The sequence below is a fragment of the Epibacterium ulvae genome, assembly GCF_900102795.1.
Classification (GTDB): Bacteria; Pseudomonadota; Alphaproteobacteria; order Rhodobacterales; family Rhodobacteraceae; genus Epibacterium; species Epibacterium ulvae.
Map to the genome: position 1 here is coordinate 16,963 of NZ_FMWG01000020.1, position 17,103 is coordinate 34,065.

Consider the following 17,103-nt stretch of genomic DNA (forward strand, 5'->3'; position numbering starts at 1 on the left):
ATTGCAAACAGCGCAGTATCAAGGCCTTATTAGAGAATGCATACTTTTCTCTACCAAGCTTCGATTTACCTTGCTGCAGCCGTTATCGCCGTCCCAATTGCCTCTCGGCTTGGGCTGGGATCTGTGTTGGGTTATCTGGCGGCGGGCATATTAATCGGCCCTGTTTTGGGATTGGTTGGCGCTGAGACGCAAGACCTGCAGCATTTCGCTGAATTTGGCGTCGTGATGATGCTATTTTTAATCGGTCTCGAACTTGAACCCCGCGCACTTTGGGCGATGCGACATAAACTGATCGGTCTTGGTGGGCTGCAAGTGGGCGCCAGCACAGTCGCACTTATGGGCGCTGCAATGCTTGCAGGATTAAACTGGCAGGTTGGCCTTGCTATAGGACTCGCGCTTTCCCTTTCCTCGACTGCGATTGTTCTTCAAACACTGTCGGAAAAGGGTCTTATGCAAACCGGTGGGGGCCGTGCAACATTTGCAGTCCTGTTGACACAGGATATCGCTGTTATTCCAATCCTTGCTTTGTTGCCCTTACTTGCGATTAGCGCCCCCGTGACGATCGCAACAGATGGATCACTCCATCGCGAAGCAGTTGATGCCGCCGGACATCACGAGGCACATTTATCCCTTGTTGAAGGGCTACCTGGTTGGGGTGTAACGCTTGTAACACTAGGCTCCATTGCAGCAATCATTCTGGCAGGCATTTATCTAACACGCCCCGTTTTTCGCTTTATCCACGCCGCAAATCTACGTGAAATGTACACTGCTCTGGCCTTGCTGATCGTCGTCGGTATTTCTTTTCTGATGACGCTTGTTGGCCTGTCGCCAGCCCTTGGTGCTTTTTTGGCGGGTGTTGTGCTTGCAAACTCTGAATTCCGCCATGAAATGGAAAGCGATCTCAATCCTTTCAAAGGGCTCCTGCTCGGATTGTTTTTCATCACTGTCGGTGCGGGAATCAACTACCAGCTTTTTCTCAAAAGCCCAGCCGACCTGATCGGGCTCGCCCTCTTGGTCATCGTCATAAAAGGGTTGGTCCTTTATTGTGTAGGGCGCGCCTTTGGCCTAAATCATCGCAATCACTGGCTATTCACTTTGAGTCTTGCGCAAGCGGGTGAATTTGGATTTGTGTTGCTTGCCTTTAGTCGGCAACTTAACCTTATCCCCATTGCCTTGTCTGAAAAGCTATTACTGGTCATCGCATTGTCGATGTTGATCACGCCCCTGCTCTTCATCCTGTATGATATACTTTCCAAACAATTCTCGGATGCAAAAGCTGAAATTAAAGCTGATAAAATTGATGAAGTCGGTCCTGTTATCATCGCGGGCATCGGCCGTTTTGGTCAAATCGTAAACCGTTTGGTACGGGCAAGCGGCTTTAAAACAATTGTGCTTGATCATGATATGGAAGCAATCCAGCTCATGCGCCGCTTTGGTGTAAAAGGGTTTTTGGGCGACCCAACGCGCCCAGAACTGCTCAAAGCGGCAGGGATAGACACCGCCCGCGTGTTGGTCGTTGCACTGGATGATCCCAAAGGCTCGGTCACGCTTACCGCTTATGCACGGCGCATCAACCCAGATCTACACATTATCGTACGAGCACGAGATCGCAATCATGTTTACGAGCTGTATCGAGCGGGAGCGGATGATATTGTTCGCGAGATGTTTGATACCTCTCTACGCGCCGGTCGCTATGTCTTAGAGAATGTGGGCCTCAGCGAATATGAAGCTGCACAGGCGGAGCAGACCTTCTTCGCGCATGATCGACAAACGATCCGCGAGCTCGCCCAGTTATGGGTACCAGGCACGCCATCCAGCCGAAACCCAGCTTACGTTGCACGTTCAAAAGAGCTTGAGAAGGATCTGGAAGCCGCGCTGATGGCACTTTCAGAGAAAAAGGAAGCGCAAGACATTGGTTAGTCTCGCGCTTCGCAGGCCATAGAATTACGCGTCAGAAACGCCTGCTTCGGCAAAGGTTGCCATACCACTGTGGCAAACAATTGCGCCACGGAGCAATTGAATCGCCAAAGTCGCGCCTGAGCCCTCTCCCAATCGCATATCAAGGCTGAGAAGTGGAACCTTACCAATTTTCTGCAGCACCATTTGATGCGCAACTTCAGCGCTTTGATGCCCTGCAACGGTATGATCCAGCGCACCATCGGCAACTTTGCTCAAACATGCAGCTGCCGCACAGCAGATGAACCCATCAAGAATAACAGGTATAGAAAGCAGTCGGGCAGCGGCAATGGCCCCAACCATTGCAGAGATTTCTCGCCCACCCAGACACAGCAATGCGTCTAGTCCGTCTTTGATATGCGGCCGATGCAGCGCAACACCCTGCTTAACAATCTCAGCCTTATGCGCCAGGCCTTCGTTGTCCACGCCAGTGCCGCGACCTGTCCAAGCAATAGCTTCACCACCAAAGAGCGCATGAACCAAAGCTGACGCAGAAGTGGTGTTTCCGATCCCCATCTCACCCACCACCAAAAGATCAGATGCTGGATCAACAGCTGCCCAACCAGTCTGTAACGCCGCAATCAAATCAGATTCGCTCAACGCCTCTGTTTTTGTAAAGTCTTGCGTTGGATGCTCCAGATCCAATGGGATGACATCCAAATTCGCTCCGGCAAGGCGGGCCAGCTGGTTGATGGCTGCGCCCCCATGTTCAAAGTTCAAAACCATCTGGGCTGTAACTTCGGACGGAAACGCAGACACCCCCTGTCTGCTCACGCCATGGTTCCCAGCAAAGATAATGACCTGCGGTGCGCTGAGTTCGGGTTGTGGGTTCCCCCGCCAACTTGCATACCAAATCGCAAGATCTTCTAGGCGCCCCAACGCCCCTGGAGGTTTTGTCAATTTACCGTTGTGCTGAGCAGCGGCTAGTTCAGCAGCCTGATCAACGCCTGGCATTGCAGCAAGCAGCGAACGAAACTGCTCTAGTGATTTTAATTCTGGCAACATTATCTTTCTGCCTCGTTGCATCTGAGTGGTCGACGCGTTTAAAGCGGTCACAATGTGTTTACAGGCCCGAACCCCCTCCGCAACCCTACTAAAGGTAGCGCAATGCCCAAAATCGACATAAAAAGCTACGATATTCTAGTTGCTATGGTGTTGCTCACACGATTGCCGCTCCCTCCCCTACATTCACAAACCTTTAATCGTCAATCAATCTCCACCTGGAGCTTTTCTTTGGTCGGGGCCATAATCACTGTTCCTTTGTGTCTATTGGCCTACGGTCTGCTAAGTTTTGGCCTTATCGCGCCAGTGACTGCCGTTCTATTTGTTGCAGGTCAAATGCTGCTGACCGGTGCGATGCATGAGGACGGTCTGGCCGACACGGCTGACGGGTTTTGGGGTGGTTTCACACCAGAGCGACGCTTGGAAATCATGAAAGACAGCCAGATCGGAACCTATGGCGTCTTGGCTCTCATCATTTCGGTGTCGCTGCGCGGGCTGTGTTATACGGCCCTGTTCAGCACTGGTGGGCTCTGGAGTGGGATTGCAATTGCGATGTTGTCACGCGCCACAATGCCCGCTCTTATGCGGTATCTCCCCCACGCACGCAGCTCAGGCCTGTCGCAAAGCGTTGGCCGCCCGGAAGGTCGCTATTGCAGTATTGCAATTCTGCTCGCCATTGGTTTTGCCTGTGCATTTCTAAATATCTCAACCGTTTTTGCGCTTACATTTACGGCCGCCTGTACAACTCTTGCCATCGGCGCAATCGCTCGGCGGAAAATTAACGGTCAAACAGGGGATGTCTTGGGCGCGTGCCAGCAACTGAGCGAAATTGCGATGCTTATTGTTTTGATGCTGCTTATATAAAAAGCCGCCTGCAAGAGACGGCTTTCTGAAATGTTCAATTTCTAAGGATGAACTTACGCAGCACGCGAGGTCAATACGTCATCTACCTTCTTAGCAGCAACAACCTCATCATTCCCTGAAACGGCCGCAACTTCACGCGTCAGGCGCTCAAGTGCTGCTTCATAAAGCTGACGTTCTGAGTAGCTCTGTTCACGTTGATCATCTGTACGATGCAAGTCGCGCACGACCTCAGCAATAGCAATCAGATCACCAGAATTGATCTTTTGCTCATACTCCTGCGCACGGCGAGACCACATGGCACGTTTCACCTTAGCCTTACCGCGAAGCGTTTTCATCGCCTGCTCAATCACATCAGGAGAGCTCAGCGAACGCATACCAACTTCAACAGCTTTATTGGTTGGCACACGCAGGGTCATTTTATCTTTTTCAAAGGTAATCACAAAAAGCTCAAGCGCAAACCCTGCAACTTCCTGCTCTTCAATCGAAATGATCTGTCCCACCCCATGCGCCGGATAGACGACATACTCATTGGGGCGGAAGTCGAGCTTCTTCGATTTGGTCATATAGGTCTTTCCTCGCTTTTTGCCGTGACGGCTACGGCAATAGAACAACGGAAATAACCTTAAAGAGCAAACTTGCTCGATAAGACGCACCCCGTCGCAAAAACAGACCTGCACGCGCAAACTCTTTCAGTGCGCGATGCGGCCTATAGATGGTTCAACTACTCGAAGCAGTATAACACAAAAAAGGCGCCTCTAAAAGGCGCTCTCCTTGTCACACACAGTTTTTGGCTGTTAGGCGTTAAAATTGAACCTAAAAAAACGGTTTTAACCGCCTTCGCCAGACGCCTCAGAGAAATATTTCTCCAATTTACCTTCTTCGCCATCACGCTCTTCATAACCAGGCATCGGATCTTTCTTTGAAAGGATCACTGGCCAGAGTTCAGCATATTTCCGATTAAACTCAACCCATTTGTCCATATCCGCATCTGTATCAGGGCGGATCGCATCTGCCGGACATTCGGGCTCGCAGACGCCACAATCAATGCACTCGTCAGGATGAATAACCAGCGTGTTCTCACCCTCATAGAAACAATCTACTGGGCACACCTCAACACAATCGGTGTATTTGCAGGCGATGCAGTTATCTGTAACGACGTAGGTCATCGATCAAAGATTCCGTTTACTGTTTGGCGTCTAGCTAATTCAGCGGGGCCTGTTCTTCAAGCCTTCAAAGAGTGTCAAGACGTCGAGTAAGATCAAGCGCCCTGCGCTCTTTCTTATCTGGACGACCTTTTCCCTCATAGCGCGGATTGCGCGGCACTTTGTCCTGTTTTTCAGTCATATCAAAGTACAATCCCTGTGCTTCTGGCGCGGGTCCGCGCCGTTCTCCCAGAGCTTCGATACGCACTTGCCGCATTTGTGAACCTTGCGCAAAGATCAGAACGTTCCCAATAGAAACGTTCTGAGCAGGTTTATGCACTTTCTGCCCGTTCAGTCGCACATGGCCCGCACTGACTTGTTTCGCTGCCAGCGTGCGCGTTTTAAAAAAACGCGCCTGCCACAGCCATTTGTCAATGCGGATCTTGGCAACCGCTTCGGGCATCAAAATCAATCGCCCTGTTTGAGGCCCATCAGTGCGGCCGCAAATGGGTTATCAGGATCGATCTGCTTTTCCTTCTTTGGTGGGCGTGCAGAGAAAGATTTTGCACCTTGGTTCTGACGTGGACCACCTTTTTTACCCGGCTTGCCACCTTGTGGTTTGCCGCCACGAGGTTTGCCACGGCCACGGTTTTGGCGCGCCTCTCCCTCACCTTCGGTACGACGTTGACCACGCCCGGCATTTTGCCGGTTACGATTGCCGCCCCATGTGAAGGTGAAAAACACCTCGGTCTCTGGCTCTGTCGCCTCAGGAGTGGCTTCCGCTTCATCTTTCGCAGCTGTGTCATCTACAGTCGCGACCGATTCTTCTGTTGCAGAAGCTTCTTCCTCAGGTGAGGTGCCTTCAGCAGCAGATGCGGGTTCTGCAGTCGCAGGCTCCACCGCGGTATCGTCGGTCGTGGGTTCAGCTGTCGGCGAAGCTGGTGCTTGTTTCACCTTCTCACGCTCGCCTTTTTCGGCACGGTAGCCAAGGCCTTGCATGAGGTCAGCAAACTGTTCAAGCGTCATACCTGTGATCGACAGCATATCTGCCTTCGCTTCAAACCCGCCGCGGCTGTCTTCATTGCGCAGCATATCCGCCAAACGCTCCAACATATCGATACGGATCATCCGCTCGCCTGCGGCACGATACCCTGACATTGTGTCATAGCCTCGTGGCGCATCTTTCATGGTTGGAACAGTCACCAGTCCCGGAGGTGGTGCTTCGGGGAAATCTTGCAGATCATTTGCCAAAGACCAAAGCAACAGACGCAAACGCGTTGGTGCAGGCTTCAGCAACAGGGGCATGAAGATCGTAAACTGGCCGAAACGGATGCCATGCTTGCGCAGGGCCGCACGGGCATCTTGATCCAGATCTTTTACATCCTGTGCAACTTTTGCACGCGGCATAACCCCCAGATCTTCAACCATGCGGAACGCAAAGCCACGAGCAAGCCCTGTCAGCTCTTCGTCTTTCTGGAGATTTTGCAGGGGCTCAAACAACGTTGCAATCTTGCGCGTGATAAAATGCTGCAGACGGCGCTCTACCTTCTGGGCCACGTCGACCCCAGCGGCATCATCGACAAAAACCTCAACACGCGGGTTCAGCGCATCTGCGCCAGCAGTCAGTTTACCAACCGCATATTCCCCCCACATCAGGCCGCCCTGATCCGTAAAATCAATTTCAGTATCGGGTGCGTTGTAAAAGCGATCAGCCCGCAGATGGAAATGCGGAGCCAAGGCCTGTAAGGACGCAGACTTCAGCGCCTTTGCCTCTGCGCCCTGAGCGCTTTTGTCCGGAGAAAACCGGAACCCTTCGAGTTGACCCACGAATTCACCTTCGACGGTCACTTCACCCTTGTCATTCACTTCGGCCAAAAGGGCCTCCTTCTGTTTGAGCCGGCGCAAAAGCACGGATGTGCGCCGGTCCACAAATCTTTGAGTCAGCCGCTCGTGCAGCGCGTCCGACAGCCTGTCTTCTACAGCGCGCGTCTCGCTACGCCAATTGTTTTCGTCACGCAGCCAGCCTTTCCTTTGCGCGACATAGGTCCACGTGCGGATAAACGCTAATCGTTTGGACAATGCATCTATATTTCCGTCCGTTCGATCAATACGTTTAATCTGCCGCGCCATAAAATCATCAGGAATTGAGCCACCCTGATGGAGATAGTCAAAAATCACCGTCAAAAGTGAGGCATGTTCGCCATGGCTGATGCCGCGAAAATCCGGGATTCGGCATACATCCCATAATAACCTGACGGTTTTGGCATCAGTCACACGCGCCGCCACAGTCGCATCCGCAGACAGGGTTTTCAGCACACGCAAATCATCCGCTTCGCGCGCTTTAAGCAGGCGTTCGTGATTAGAATTTGTCTCAAGCGAGCGTATAAGTGCCTCAACCGTCCCAAATTTCAGATCTGCAGACCTCCAGTTCAGCTTTTTCAGGGGCGTAAAGTGATGCTCCATAATCGCGGTAGCAGTGCCTTCATCTAGTGGTCGAGCATCGCCAGTCACACCAAAACTGCCATGGCTCATACCACGCCCTGCACGCCCCGCGATCTGCGCAAGCTCATTGGGGGCTAAATCCCGCATGCGTCTGCCATCGAATTTCGCAGTAGAAGAAAACGCAACATGGTCGATATCAAGGTTCAACCCCATGCCAATCGCATCGGTTGCCACAAGATAATCCACCTCTCCATTTTGATAGAGCGCCACCTGCGCATTCCGAGTTCTGGGCGACAAGGCGCCCATTACAACAGCTGCCCCGCCCTTCTGACGGCGGATCAGTTCAGCAATGGCATAGACATTATCAACCGAAAACCCAACGATTGCACTGCGTGGCGGCATGCGGCTGATCTTTTTGGAACCAGCATAGACCAGATCAGACATCCGCTCACGATGCATGAATTCAACGCCTGGCACCAAATCAGCGATAGCCCCACGAATGGTATCCGCGCCTAGGAAAAGCGTTTCATGCGTGCCGCGTGCGCGCAGCAGCCTATCTGTAAACACATGCCCACGTTCTGGGTCAGCACAAAGCTGGATTTCGTCGATGGCAAGAAAATCAGTGCCCATCCCTTCGGGCATCGATTCGACGGTGCAGATCCAATACTGGGTCCTGGGCGGTACGATTCGCTCTTCGCCAGTCACCAAGGCGACAACAGAAGGGCCTTTAATCGCAACAATCTTGTCATAGACTTCCCGTGCAAGAAGGCGCAGGGGAAACCCCATTACCCCTGTACGATAGCCCAGCATCCGTTCGATAGCGTAGTGCGTTTTACCTGTGTTGGTCGGGCCTAAAACAGCCACAACCCGCGATGCGCGCATCATTGCACCACTCCTTACCCGCCGCCCTGCGTCTAAAACATTAGACCTACAGTTTGCGCCCTTCTGTGAAAGGCGCCAATCGTTTCAAAGCATTGGTTACTGCCTCGTGATGCGGATGTATAGCCTTAGCGCGCGTATAGGCCTCATAGGCTTTCTCAGGATCGCGAAACTGCTCCAAAATCTGCCCCAGAACGAACAATGCATTGTAATCATCGGGGTTAAGATGAAGCGCCTGTTCCAGATCAGCGACGGCTGGACCAAACTGATCAAGCCGCGCAAATGCTTCCGCCCGCCGAAGCCGCGCAATTGCAAATTCCGGCGCATGATCTACCAAAGCTGTCAGATGTTCTATGGCTTCTGCTGGCGCCTGCTGCTCCAGTGCGCGCTCACCTCGTCGCAGCAACAGATCCATCGCAGCAGACCCGCTGCGCCGCCAGATTGCTTGCAAATCTCGGTCAAGATCGACGGCTTCCAAGGCGTTAGCCGTAGCCAATTGTTGCAGCAATTGATCCGCAGGCTTATCTTGCGCAAAACCTGACATTGGCGCCAAAATCAAAAGCGCTGACAGTGCAATGGACTTATAAAAGGTCTGTGACCTTTCGTCATTTATCATGGATCGCAAAGTTTTTTTCATCATCACATGTATCAATCTAACCTGAGCCCTGCCATTTTCAATCCTGAGTCGCAGGCCGGTCACAAAGATCTGTTTGCTGACTGAGTTTAAGAAAAGGACTACAAGATGAGCGACATCCTCGCACAAGCTGCCCAAGCCCTGAACGAAAAGCTGCAAGGTGCTGACTTCCCTGCAACAGCAAAGTTCGAAATCGCAGATCTGGGCGCAATCCTTCTGGACAGCAGCGGTGCACGGGTCAGCGATGATGAGGCAGACGTTACATTGTCTGCAGATGCTGAGACCTTTCAAGAGATTCTGTCAGGTGAACTCAACCCAACCAATGCATTTATGTCGGGCAAGCTTACCATTGACGGCGACATGGGCATTGCAATGCAATTGGCCTCAGCCCTCGCATAAAAGGCGAAGACCCAATGACGTTTGATGCAGCTCCTCTCTACAATGAGGTCGCAAAAGGACCCGCGACCGGTCAGGCGCATTGGGTTCGCACATCTGATGGTCTACGCCTCCGAATTGGCCACTGGCGCAGCACCTCGGATACGGAAAAAGGTACGCTGCTGCTCTTTCCTGGGCGCACTGAATACGTCGAAAAATACGGCATAACCGCAGATTTCTTTGCACGTGAAGGTTACGCGACCCTTGCTGTTGACTGGCGCGGCCAAGGTCTGGCGGATCGTCTATATCATGACCGCCTGCGAGGCCATATTGACCGTTTCAAAGCGTTTCAAACAGACGTAGACGCGGTGATACAACACGCAACAGATCTTAAGCTGCCGAAACCCTGGTATGTTCTTGGTCACTCCATGGGGGGAGCTATCGCACTACGCGCCTTGCACAATGGCTTAGACGTAAAAGCCGCAGTTTTTACAGCACCAATGTGGGGGATACGTGTGCCGGATGCGCTACGCCCTATCGCCCGCATTCTGGGCCATGTTGCGCCTCTGCTTGGATATGGAGGATGGCTCGCCCCCTCCACCAGCGCAGGGTCTTATGTGTTAGAGCAAGCCTTTGACGGCAATCTGCTGACCAATGATCCCATGATGTATCAATACTTACGGGATCATCTGGCACATGAACCAAAGCTGGAACTAGGCGGGCCCAGTGTGCAATGGGTTTATGAAGCGTTGAAAGAGTGCACAGCCCTTGCCGATATGTCCTCTCCTGACTATCCGTGCCTGACCTTCCTTGGTGATAACGAAGAGATCGTCTCCACCGAGGCCATTCACAACCGAATGGAGCGCTGGGCAAACGGAACGTTGGAAATCGTACCCAAAGCACGCCATGAGGTTTTGATGGAGAACATCTCCACACGATCCGCAACTCATAACAAAATCATCACGTTCTTTTCGCAGTTTAAAACACCTTAGCACGCGTTTGCTTGTGCTTCACGTGGTCCGTGCTTAGATGTTTCTGCAGACAAGAAATACCATTCAGGAGCCCCTATGTTTCAGCTTCCCTTTCCCGTGCGCGATGCCAATGCAGGATCCGGCGCAGACAGTCTTGGAAATCTGCCAGAATGGGATCTGAGCGACCTCTACGCTGGTGAAGATGCCCCCGAACTAGATCGCGATCTGGCCTGGTTAGAAGGTGAATGCAGTGCCTTTGCAGCAGATTATGAGGGCAAACTGGCAGAGCTTGACGCCGCAGGCTTGCTGGACTGCGTCTTGCGCAATGAAAAGATCAACTCAATCGCCGGACGTATCATGTCCTTTGCCGGCTTGCGCTACTATCAGCTGACAACCGATGCGGATCGCGCAAAATTCATGTCAGACATGCAGGAGAAGATCACGATCTTCACCACACCTTTGGTGTTTTTTACGCTGGAGCTGAACCGCATCGAAGATGACGTTCTGGCAGGACATCTGACTACGAACACCGATCTTGCGCGCTATAAACCCGTATTTGATCGCATTCGTGCGATGAAACCTTATCAGCTGTCAGATGAGCTGGAAAAGTTTCTGCATGATCTCGGAGTTGTTGGAGATGCTTGGGAGCGTTTGTTTGATGAAACCATCGCAGGCCTGACCTTCACCATCGACGGCCAAGAGCTGAACATCGAAGGCACGCTCAACTTCCTCACAGAACAAGATCGCAGCAAACGCGAAGCCGCAGCGCGCGAGTTGGCGCGGGTGTTCAACGACAACATTAAAACCTTTGCTCGCGTTCACAACACGCAAGCAAAGGAAAAAGAAATTCTGGATCGCTGGCGCGGTATGCCAAGCCCGCAGATGGGGCGCCATCTGTCAAATCATGTAGAGCCTGAGGTCGTCGAAGCGCTGCGCGAAGCTGTGGTTGCCGCCTACCCCAAGCTTTCGCATCGCTATTATGAGCTGAAACGCAAATGGCTGGGCTTGGACCGGATGCAGGTCTGGGATCGCAATGCCCCGCTGCCCATGGAAGATACCCATACCGTTGCCTGGGAAGACGCAGAAAAAACGGTCATGGACGCCTACAATGCTTTTGATCCCCGTATGGGTGAAATCGCAGCGCCCTTCTTTAGCAAAGGCTGGATCGACGCAGGCGTAAAACCCGGCAAAGCTCCAGGTGCTTTTGCGCACCCCACAGTGACTGATGTGCACCCTTATGTGATGCTAAACTACCTTGGCAAACCACGCGACGTAATGACCTTGGCCCATGAATTGGGCCATGGTGTGCATCAGGTTTTGGCCGCTGAACAGGGTGAAATGCTGTCCTCAACCCCGCTGACACTGGCAGAAACAGCGTCCGTCTTTGGTGAGATGCTCACATTCCGCAAAATGCTGGACGCCGCGGAAACAAAAGAAGCCCGCAAAGTCCTGCTGGCGGGCAAAGTTGAAGACATGATCAACACGGTCGTGCGTCAGATTGCCTTTTATGACTTTGAATGCAAACTCCACTCTGCCCGCGCTGAAGGTGAGCTGACACCAGATGATATAAACGCGCTGTGGATGTCTGTTCAGGCTGAATCTCTTGGTGAAGCCTTTGATTTCATGGAAGGGTATGAGACCTTCTGGGCCTACATCCCACACTTCGTCCACTCACCCTTTTATGTCTATGCCTATGCCTTTGGGGATGGCCTCGTAAACGCGCTTTATTCGGTCTACGCATCCGGCGCAGAAGGCTTTGAAGACAAGTATTTCGATATGCTTAAAGCGGGCGGATCGAAGCATCACAAAGACCTGCTGGCGCCCTTTGGCCTTGACGCATCTGATCCCAAATTCTGGGACAAGGGCCTGAGCATGATTTCCGATATGATCGACGAATTGGAAGCGATGGAAGATTAATCCATCTGCGCACTGCCCCCCGTTTCTTCTGGGGCAGTGCCTACCCCAGCAATGGCCAGGGGCTACGCGTTTTGGTCTGACGCAAAATGAAATGGGTCTGACTTTCACGTACCAGCCCCGTTGATAAAATACCGCGCATAAGAAAATGTTCCAAATCCTCGGGATCCTTTGCCGCGACTTTCAGGATAAAATCAGCCGCCCCGGTGACAGAGGCACATTCCACAATGCGGGCCTCGGTTTCGACCAATCGGGAAAAGGCTGCGATGGTTTCCTCCCTGTGATCAAGCAATGTGGCAAAAACATAAGCCAAAGCATGCAGCCCCAATAATTTGGGGTCAAGCCGCGCGATATATCCTTTGATCAATCCCAACTCTTCCAGCCGTTTGATCCGTCGCCAGCATGGCGACGTAGACAACCCTGCAACATCAGCCAAATCTTGCAGACTGGCCTTACCGTCATTTTGTAGATGCGCCAGCAAGGCACGATCGGCAATATCCAGTTCAGGTGGCATTTTCTCACAAACCTCCTTTTAGGGAAAATTTTACCCCCAAAAGAGCCAAATATCGCAAAATAGGCAAGAAATTTCCGATCATCTCAACAAAACTGAAACTCAGATTTGAGGAGCAGTCGATGCCAAAATCAACAAAATATCTCGTGAAGACACCAGACGCAGACGGGTATATCTCATATTCAGAGGCAGAAGACCGTGTCTGGGCAGATCTCTATGCGCAGCAATTGCCACGTGTCCAAACCCATGCTGCAAAGCCTTATCTTGATGGCTTGGACCGTATGCGTATACCACAAAAGCGGGTGCCTCAATGCACTGAAATTTCGGCCACGCTCCGTCAATTGACAGGATGGCAGGTCGCACCTGTCCCTGCCTTGATTGGTTTCGAGAAATTTTTCTCGATGCTCGCAGACAAAACCTTTCCAGCGGCCTCATTCATAAGATCACGTGAAGATTTTGACTACATTGAGGAACCAGATATCTTTCATGAAATCTTTGGCCATACGCCGCTGTTGACAGACCCACGCTTCGCAGAGTTCTCACAGGCGATTGGTAAAGCGGGCACGCGCGCAACAAAGAGTGATTATGCATGGCTGATCCGCCTCTATTGGTTCACCATTGAATTTGGCTTATTACGGGAAGGTGCTTCCATCAAAGCGCTTGGATCAGGGCTTGCCTCTTCTCCGTCTGAAATGTTGCACGCGACCTCCGATAAACCAGAATTTCGTGATTTCAACGTGATCGACATCCTACGCACGCCGTATCGCATCGATATTCCGCAACCTGTCTATTTTGTATTAAACACGCTGGAGCAATTGTTTGAAGCGTCAAAGCGCGACTTGCTTGCTGACGTGAAAGAAGCTCAGAACCTTGGGCAAACCCCACTTTCAGGACTTTCATTGCGCTAAGAAGCCAAGCTTTTGTTGGCTGACAAGCTGCCCCAAACCACAAAACTAAGAGTACACTCGACGAAATTACCGAATTTTCAAGAGAATCCCTCTCAAGCCCTTGGAATATTTACAAAAAGGGATCGATAGAAGTGCGGAAAATTATCCTAAAAACAGCTTTCAAAGCACCATTCGCGTATGAGCGAAAAAACGGCTATCGAACTCCGCAAGCATCTGGAATATTTGAATTTTTAGATAATTTCACATCAAAATGTGAAATGGTGCACCGGGGAGGAGTAATCTAGAACCTTTTGAAGCGGATAAAGTGTTGTCTGCGCTGGAGGATTGGTCTGCGGTTTTACGTGCAGATCCAGAGGTTTCGCGCAAGCTGGCGGCGTTTTCTGAGGCTGCGGAAGATCAGCAACCCCAAGACACAAACGTTCTACCTCCTCCACCGGAGCCAGGCCCATGAGGAAAGGCAAGGTTAAAACCGAGGCGACGCTGACGGCTGCGCATCGGGCCGCTGCGGGTATACCCACAAAAACCAAAGCGTCAAAGCGCCGGGAATTGTCCCCTTTGACACTGCGCCTCACTATTGAAGAACGGGCGCGTCTGGAAGAGCTGGCGGCTGGGATGACGCTCAGCGCTTATGTGCGGGCCTGTGTCTTTGCAGAGGAGGAGCGCCTGCGGGCGACGCGCCCAGCGGATGCCATTGCGGAGAAGAAAGCACTGTCGGAGGTGATGGGTCTGCTTGGCCATTCTCGTATCGCCAGCAATCTGAACCAATTGGCGCATCACGCAAACCTTGGTCTGATGATTGAGGATGATCGCGCCAAGGGTCAGATCGCGGAGGCCAATCAACATCTCTTGGCCATCCGCACCGCCTTGATGACAGCGCTTGGTAAAGGTCGGAGGTCTGGATGATCCTGGAGGCCAACGCACGTGGGTATGGGGCGGAGTTGGCGCGGCATTTGATGAACCCGCGCGACAATGATCATGTGACCCTGCATCGTGTCGAGGGCTTTTTGAGCCATGATCTGGCCAGCGCTTTTGCGGAAGTTGAGATGATTGCCTCGGGCACCCGCTGCCGGAAATATCTGTTTTCCATGTCTTTCAATCCGCCCCTTGAGGCAAATGTGCCGATTGAGGTCTTTGAACAGGCCATTTCTGATGCTGAGGCACGGCTTGGGCTTTCTGGACAGCCCCGCGCGATTGTATTTCATGAGAAAAACGGGCGTCGCCACGCCCATTGTGTATGGTCGCGCATTGACCCCAAGAGCATGACCGCAATTCAGCTGCCCCATTTCAAACGCAAGCTGATGGGGCTGTCGCGCGAGATCTATCAGGATCAGGGCTGGGACATGCCCGATGGGTTCAAGCGGTTTGAGGATCGCGATCCGCTGAACTATTCCCGCCAAGAGGCAGGACAGGCGAAACGCGCGGACCGTGATCCCAAAGCGTTGAAAGCGAAGTTTCAATCCTGTTGGGCGCAATCAGATGATCTGAACAGCTTTGCAGCTGCCCTGCAGGAGGAAGGTTTTCTGCTGGCGCGTGGCTCGCGGCGTGGTTTTGTGGCCGTGGATGGCGATGGTAAGATCTGGTCGCTGTCGCGTTGGTGTGGCGTGCGCCCAAAGGATCTGCGCCAACGTCTGGGCTCAGAAGACCGGCTGCCCTCGGTTGAGGATGTTCTTTCGCAGGCCAAAGACCTGCCAGCGCCAAAGAAACAAAAATCATCTCCTCTGTTTCAAAAGCAGCGGGATGAGCTGGTGATCCGGCAACGGCAGGAACGTGAGGCACTGATTGAACGACAGATCCAGCGGCAGCGTGACCGTTTGTTGGCCCAACGACAGAGTGCTGGCCGAGGATTGCGCGCCCTGTTTGATCGCATGACCGGGCAGGATGTGGTCAAAAGAGACAAGGTCCTGTCTGAGGCGAAGGCCGCCAAGGCTACGGATCGCGCAGAGCAACAGGCCTTAATCACACGCCATCTGGCGGAACGCCGCGCGTTAGATCAGCATGCACACGAGCGATCCCTGCAGCCAATCTTTGGCCGCAGCACAGATCCCGAACAACGTCTCCAAATCCGTCCCGAAGCGCTGCCGTATACAGCCAAACAGTTGCGCAAAGATCCTGCGCTGGTGCTGGATCATATCTCGCAGAAAAAGGCTGACTTCACCCGCACCGATGTGCTGCGGGCATTGGCGCAGGTCTTGCCGGACCCCATGGAGCTGCAGGCAGCAACACGCACGGCCATGGCCTCAGGTGAATTGGTGCCTCTGCAAAGCACCAGTACATTGCAGCCGCGTTTCACCACCAAAGACTATCAAAAGGCAGAAGCACAACTGAATACCTCAGCCACCAAACTGAAAGAACAAGGCGGCTTTCAGGTTCAAGACCAGCACATCACCCGTGCCATGGCAGATCAGGACAGACGCATGATGCAGGATTTTGGCGGCAAACTGAGCCAGGAACAACGCGGTGCCCTGCACCATGTACTGGGCGACAATCACATGGCCTCCGTTGTCGGGCTCGCGGGTGCGGGCAAAAGCACCCTGCTGGACACCGCGCGTATGGCTTGGGAACAGCAAGGCCTGCGTGTTCACGGGGCCGCACTGGCCGGAAAGGCCGCCGAAGGTCTGGAAGGTGCATCCGGTATTCCCAGCCGCACGCTGGCCTCACTGGAACTCTCCTGGAAGAACGGCCACAGCCCGATTTCCAAAGGCGATGTGCTGGTGGTGGATGAAGCCGGTATGATCGGCACCCGTCAACTGGCGCGGATTACAAAACAGATAAATGAGATTGGGGCCAAGCTGGTCTTGGTTGGCGACCCTGAGCAACTGCAACCGATTGAGGCAGGCACGCCCTTCCGAGATCTGGTTAAGCAATACGGTGCGGCACGCCTGACGGAAATCCACCGACAAAAAGCGGACTGGCACAAACAGGCCTCCAAAGATCTGGCCGAGGGGCGCAGCCACCAAGCCCTGACGCGCTATGCTGAGAAACAAGCTGTCACGACGAACACCTCCAAGGAAGAGGCGATTGATCACCTCGCAGCGTCTTACGTCATGGATGTGGCGGCACACGGGGCACGGAAATCACGGCTTGCCTTGGCGCATAAACGCAAGGACGTGCACGCGCTGAACCAAGCCATACGCGCCCAACTGCGCTAAGGGCAACCGCCAGACATTGAACATCTCTACCACACGGAAACCGGCCCACGCGCCTTTGCCGCCGGGGGTCGGCTGGCCTTTAGCAAGAACGACAAGGATCTGGGCGTCAAAAACGGTATGCTGGGCACGGTGACAGAGGTCAGTCAAGGCGAGTTAAAGGTCACCCTTGATGATGATCCAAAGCGTGATCTGCGTATAAATACCCAAAAGTATCAGCATTTTGACCATGGCTACGCGGTCACGATCCATAAATCACAAGGCGCAACCGTGGATAAGGCCTATGTGCTCGCCTCGCGCAGCATGGACCATCACCTGGCCTATGTCGCCATGACCCGGCACAAATCAGACCTACAGCT

15 protein-coding genes and 1 pseudogene are annotated in these 17,103 nt (G+C 52.9%); 9 read left to right on the forward strand and 7 right to left on the reverse strand.

Annotation, left to right across the window (positions count from 1 at the left end; translation table 11 throughout):
- Positions 1 to 36 precede the first annotated feature (36 nt).
- Positions 37 to 1,920 carry a monovalent cation:proton antiporter-2 (CPA2) family protein gene (locus tag BLP79_RS18835; RefSeq protein ID WP_090221236.1) on the forward strand — a complete coding sequence of 628 codons (1,884 nt, stop codon included), beginning with the start codon at positions 37 to 39 and terminating at the stop codon, positions 1,918 to 1,920.
- Between the two features lie 24 nt (positions 1,921 to 1,944).
- Here BLP79_RS18835 and cobT read toward each other — a convergent pair whose 3' ends face one another.
- Entirely contained in the window at positions 1,945 to 2,961 is a 1,017-nt protein-coding gene (gene cobT, locus BLP79_RS18840) for a nicotinate-nucleotide--dimethylbenzimidazole phosphoribosyltransferase (protein ID WP_090221237.1), read from the reverse strand.
- A gap of 102 nt (positions 2,962 to 3,063) precedes the next feature.
- On the opposite strand from cobT, the gene cobS reads away from it, so the two are divergent.
- The gene (cobS, locus tag BLP79_RS18845; protein WP_090221238.1) at positions 3,064 to 3,822 is read left to right on the forward strand and encodes an adenosylcobinamide-GDP ribazoletransferase; all 759 of its coding nucleotides are present in this window, start codon (positions 3,064 to 3,066) and stop codon (positions 3,820 to 3,822) included.
- A 53-nt stretch (positions 3,823 to 3,875) separates the two neighbouring features.
- Here cobS and BLP79_RS18850 read toward each other — a convergent pair whose 3' ends face one another.
- From BLP79_RS18850 to BLP79_RS18870, 5 genes are all read right to left on the reverse strand, one after another.
- Entirely contained in the window at positions 3,876 to 4,385 is a 510-nt protein-coding gene (locus BLP79_RS18850) for a CarD family transcriptional regulator (protein ID WP_090221239.1), read from the reverse strand.
- Positions 4,386 to 4,649: 264 nt separating this feature from the next.
- Complete coding sequence (gene fdxA, locus BLP79_RS18855) at positions 4,650 to 4,988, reverse strand: ferredoxin FdxA (RefSeq protein WP_090221240.1); 339 nt, start codon at positions 4,986 to 4,988, stop codon at positions 4,650 to 4,652.
- A gap of 64 nt (positions 4,989 to 5,052) precedes the next feature.
- Entirely contained in the window at positions 5,053 to 5,427 is a 375-nt protein-coding gene (locus BLP79_RS18860) for an RNA-binding S4 domain-containing protein (protein ID WP_090221241.1), read from the reverse strand.
- A 5-nt stretch (positions 5,428 to 5,432) separates the two neighbouring features.
- Positions 5,433 to 8,291, reverse strand: a complete 2,859-nt coding sequence (locus BLP79_RS18865) for a helicase-related protein (protein ID WP_090221242.1) — start codon at positions 8,289 to 8,291, stop codon at positions 5,433 to 5,435.
- 43 nt (positions 8,292 to 8,334) lie between these two features.
- On the reverse strand, positions 8,335 to 8,922 hold the full coding sequence (locus tag BLP79_RS18870; RefSeq protein ID WP_232716643.1) for a tetratricopeptide repeat protein: 588 nt from the start codon (positions 8,920 to 8,922) through the stop codon (positions 8,335 to 8,337).
- Positions 8,923 to 9,027: 105 nt separating this feature from the next.
- Between BLP79_RS18870 and BLP79_RS18875 the strand changes: the two genes are divergently transcribed.
- The 3 genes from BLP79_RS18875 (at position 9,028) to BLP79_RS18885 (ending at position 12,182) form a co-directional block, all read left to right on the forward strand.
- The gene (locus BLP79_RS18875) at positions 9,028 to 9,318 is read left to right on the forward strand and encodes an SCP2 sterol-binding domain-containing protein (RefSeq protein WP_090221243.1); all 291 of its coding nucleotides are present in this window, start codon (positions 9,028 to 9,030) and stop codon (positions 9,316 to 9,318) included.
- A 14-nt stretch (positions 9,319 to 9,332) separates the two neighbouring features.
- Positions 9,333 to 10,286 (forward strand): alpha/beta fold hydrolase, encoded by a 954-nt coding sequence (locus tag BLP79_RS18880; protein WP_090221244.1) that lies wholly within the window; start codon positions 9,333 to 9,335, stop codon positions 10,284 to 10,286.
- A 75-nt stretch (positions 10,287 to 10,361) separates the two neighbouring features.
- Positions 10,362 to 12,182 (forward strand): M3 family oligoendopeptidase, encoded by a 1,821-nt coding sequence (locus BLP79_RS18885; RefSeq protein WP_090221245.1) that lies wholly within the window; start codon positions 10,362 to 10,364, stop codon positions 12,180 to 12,182.
- Between the two features lie 40 nt (positions 12,183 to 12,222).
- On the opposite strand, the gene BLP79_RS18890 is transcribed toward BLP79_RS18885, so the two are convergent.
- Positions 12,223 to 12,693: an Lrp/AsnC family transcriptional regulator gene (locus BLP79_RS18890; RefSeq protein WP_090221246.1), complete on the reverse strand. Its 471-nt coding sequence runs from the start codon at positions 12,691 to 12,693 to the stop codon at positions 12,223 to 12,225.
- A 119-nt stretch (positions 12,694 to 12,812) separates the two neighbouring features.
- On the opposite strand from BLP79_RS18890, the gene phhA reads away from it, so the two are divergent.
- From phhA to BLP79_RS18910, 4 genes and pseudogenes are all read left to right on the forward strand, one after another.
- The gene (gene phhA, locus BLP79_RS18895) at positions 12,813 to 13,598 is read left to right on the forward strand and encodes a phenylalanine 4-monooxygenase (RefSeq protein ID WP_090221247.1); all 786 of its coding nucleotides are present in this window, start codon (positions 12,813 to 12,815) and stop codon (positions 13,596 to 13,598) included.
- A 447-nt stretch (positions 13,599 to 14,045) separates the two neighbouring features.
- Positions 14,046 to 14,501: a plasmid mobilization protein gene (locus BLP79_RS18900; RefSeq protein WP_090221248.1), complete on the forward strand. Its 456-nt coding sequence runs from the start codon at positions 14,046 to 14,048 to the stop codon at positions 14,499 to 14,501.
- A complete protein-coding gene (locus BLP79_RS18905) occupies positions 14,498 to 16,747 on the forward strand; it encodes an AAA family ATPase (protein WP_090221249.1) in 2,250 nt (749 codons plus the stop codon). Before BLP79_RS18900 ends, BLP79_RS18905 begins: the two co-directional genes overlap by 4 nt.
- Positions 16,748 to 16,864: 117 nt before the next feature.
- Positions 16,865 to 17,103: pseudogene (locus BLP79_RS18910) on the forward strand (ATP-binding domain-containing protein); the annotation flags it as partial.

Coding starts and splice junctions, on each gene's coding strand:
- BLP79_RS18880 (WP_090221244.1), top strand. CDS start 9,333: ATGACGTTTGATGCAGCTCCTCTCTACAATGAGGTCGCAAAAGGACCC.
- BLP79_RS18870 (WP_232716643.1), bottom strand. CDS start 8,922: ATGAAAAAAACTTTGCGATCCATGATAAATGACGAAAGGTCACAGACC.
- BLP79_RS18890 (WP_090221246.1), bottom strand. CDS start 12,693: ATGCCACCTGAACTGGATATTGCCGATCGTGCCTTGCTGGCGCATCTA.
- BLP79_RS18835 (WP_090221236.1), top strand. CDS start 37: ATGCATACTTTTCTCTACCAAGCTTCGATTTACCTTGCTGCAGCCGTT.
- BLP79_RS18875 (WP_090221243.1), top strand. CDS start 9,028: ATGAGCGACATCCTCGCACAAGCTGCCCAAGCCCTGAACGAAAAGCTG.
- BLP79_RS18900 (WP_090221248.1), top strand. CDS start 14,046: ATGAGGAAAGGCAAGGTTAAAACCGAGGCGACGCTGACGGCTGCGCAT.
- fdxA (WP_090221240.1), bottom strand. CDS start 4,988: ATGACCTACGTCGTTACAGATAACTGCATCGCCTGCAAATACACCGAT.
- BLP79_RS18905 (WP_090221249.1), top strand. CDS start 14,498: ATGATCCTGGAGGCCAACGCACGTGGGTATGGGGCGGAGTTGGCGCGG.
- BLP79_RS18850 (WP_090221239.1), bottom strand. CDS start 4,385: ATGACCAAATCGAAGAAGCTCGACTTCCGCCCCAATGAGTATGTCGTC.
- BLP79_RS18865 (WP_090221242.1), bottom strand. CDS start 8,291: ATGATGCGCGCATCGCGGGTTGTGGCTGTTTTAGGCCCGACCAACACA.
- BLP79_RS18885 (WP_090221245.1), top strand. CDS start 10,362: ATGTTTCAGCTTCCCTTTCCCGTGCGCGATGCCAATGCAGGATCCGGC.
- phhA (WP_090221247.1), top strand. CDS start 12,813: ATGCCAAAATCAACAAAATATCTCGTGAAGACACCAGACGCAGACGGG.
- BLP79_RS18860 (WP_090221241.1), bottom strand. CDS start 5,427: ATGCCCGAAGCGGTTGCCAAGATCCGCATTGACAAATGGCTGTGGCAG.
- cobS (WP_090221238.1), top strand. CDS start 3,064: ATGCCCAAAATCGACATAAAAAGCTACGATATTCTAGTTGCTATGGTG.
- cobT (WP_090221237.1), bottom strand. CDS start 2,961: ATGTTGCCAGAATTAAAATCACTAGAGCAGTTTCGTTCGCTGCTTGCT.